Source organism: Endozoicomonas sp. SESOKO2 (assembly GCF_024606245.1).
GTDB lineage: Bacteria > Pseudomonadota > Gammaproteobacteria > Pseudomonadales > Endozoicomonadaceae > Endozoicomonas_A.
This window is the reverse complement of the sequence record NZ_JAHHPQ010000144.1, coordinates 1-1,366: the sequence shown is the minus strand read 5'-3', so window position 1 is coordinate 1,366 and position 1,366 is coordinate 1. Positions and strand designations below refer to the sequence as shown.

2 protein-coding genes are annotated in these 1,366 nt (G+C 48.6%); both read right to left on the bottom strand.

All coding sequences use genetic code 11. The annotated features are described in order from the left end of the window. Window positions 1–393, bottom strand: a 393-nt coding sequence (locus KDK17_RS03620; protein WP_257287364.1) for a hypothetical protein, incomplete at its 3' end; no start/stop codon positions are given. 142 nt (window positions 394–535) lie between these two features. Further along, window positions 536–1,366, bottom strand: an 831-nt coding sequence (locus tag KDK17_RS03615) for a hypothetical protein (RefSeq protein WP_257287363.1), incomplete at its 5' end; no start/stop codon positions are given.

Here is a 1,366-nt window from a genome sequence, read left to right as displayed (position 1 = left end):
CCTGAAGACGCCCTCATCACCTACCTTGAGAACTTTGGTATATTTCTGAGCAACGTCATTCTCGTCTGTTTCAAACTGATCAACACTGGAAACGCCTTCATCAATACCATAAAGAATTTCTGTAAAGCTCATACCTCCGGGAGGGATAGAGTCGGTACTTTCTGAAAGCTCATAAGGGTAGGTGGTGGTAATAGATTTGGGTATTGTCTGCTGGTCATCAGCTAAAGTTGGCTGAACTATGACCTCACTACGAGTATACTCAAAACCTCCATTGCCCGGAATATAGGCAGATATCTTCAGTTTGCGAACGGCCTGTGCCTCTGTACTCATGATGGAAGAGCTGATTGCAATCGCCACTGCAAGACTTAGTGCATTGGGGCAGGTGTTTGTCATTTTAAAACCTTAGAGCTGAATACTTTTATTACTGTGAAAAGTGATTGCCATACCTGGCGAGGAAGCAACTTACGATGGTTTATGGCTGTCAATCGCTCTTGGCTGTTCCGGTCAGCTTTTGTACGAATTTAGTTCACAGTATTCAAAGTTCGTCCTGCGTATTCTTATCTTTATCAAGGTGAAACTTCTCAACCTTGAGACCAGCCGGTGCTGCTTTCACCGCTGCGGGGTTTTCCTCAGCCGCTATAGCCCTTGATTCGAATAGAGCACCCAGAGTGTAGGAGTAAGGAATACTTTCTGCATGAGAAAACGACCATCTGGGCACATTGTCCCTGAAGTATTGCTCCCAGCTATTCTCAAACATCTTCATTGTGCGATCACGGCGTTCACGAAACTGCAGATAATTTTCATGTCGAGTCCAGCCATGCGTCGCGTCGCTTGCTTTAACACGGTTTGTATAGGCTTCATCGGTTTCATTGAAGCGCTGAGGCGAGGCAATAGCGGTGCGTTTTACATAATCATCTTGCGTTTCACCTACGCCTCTCCAGCGGTTGATCTTGTCAAGACTTCGGCCCATAGGTCCGCCCAGCCATTGGGTGAGCATTTTGTTGTCATTCATGAAAAAGTCGAAAGTGAGACTGGATGCCAGAGCGAATCCGAAGGTTTGAGCATAGGTGAACCCGGATATAAGGCCGTGGGCGTATGCTCCGACAGTGGCTACCGGACCCAGCACCAGACCGGCTGTGGCCGAGGCCAGGGTTTTCACTTTTTGTGGTGTCACCCGGTGCAGCAGCGGTACCTGAACGCCTTGTCCGGAACCCATGGATTTCACTATTTCAGGCACCAGACGGGAAATGCTGCGATACATCTGAGGATTGGCATGGTGCTGTCTGGCAAACAGCACAGAGCCCATTCTCAGAAGAATGACTGAAGAAGCAGCTTTGCCCAATGGCATGGCCAGCCCGCCCACTTC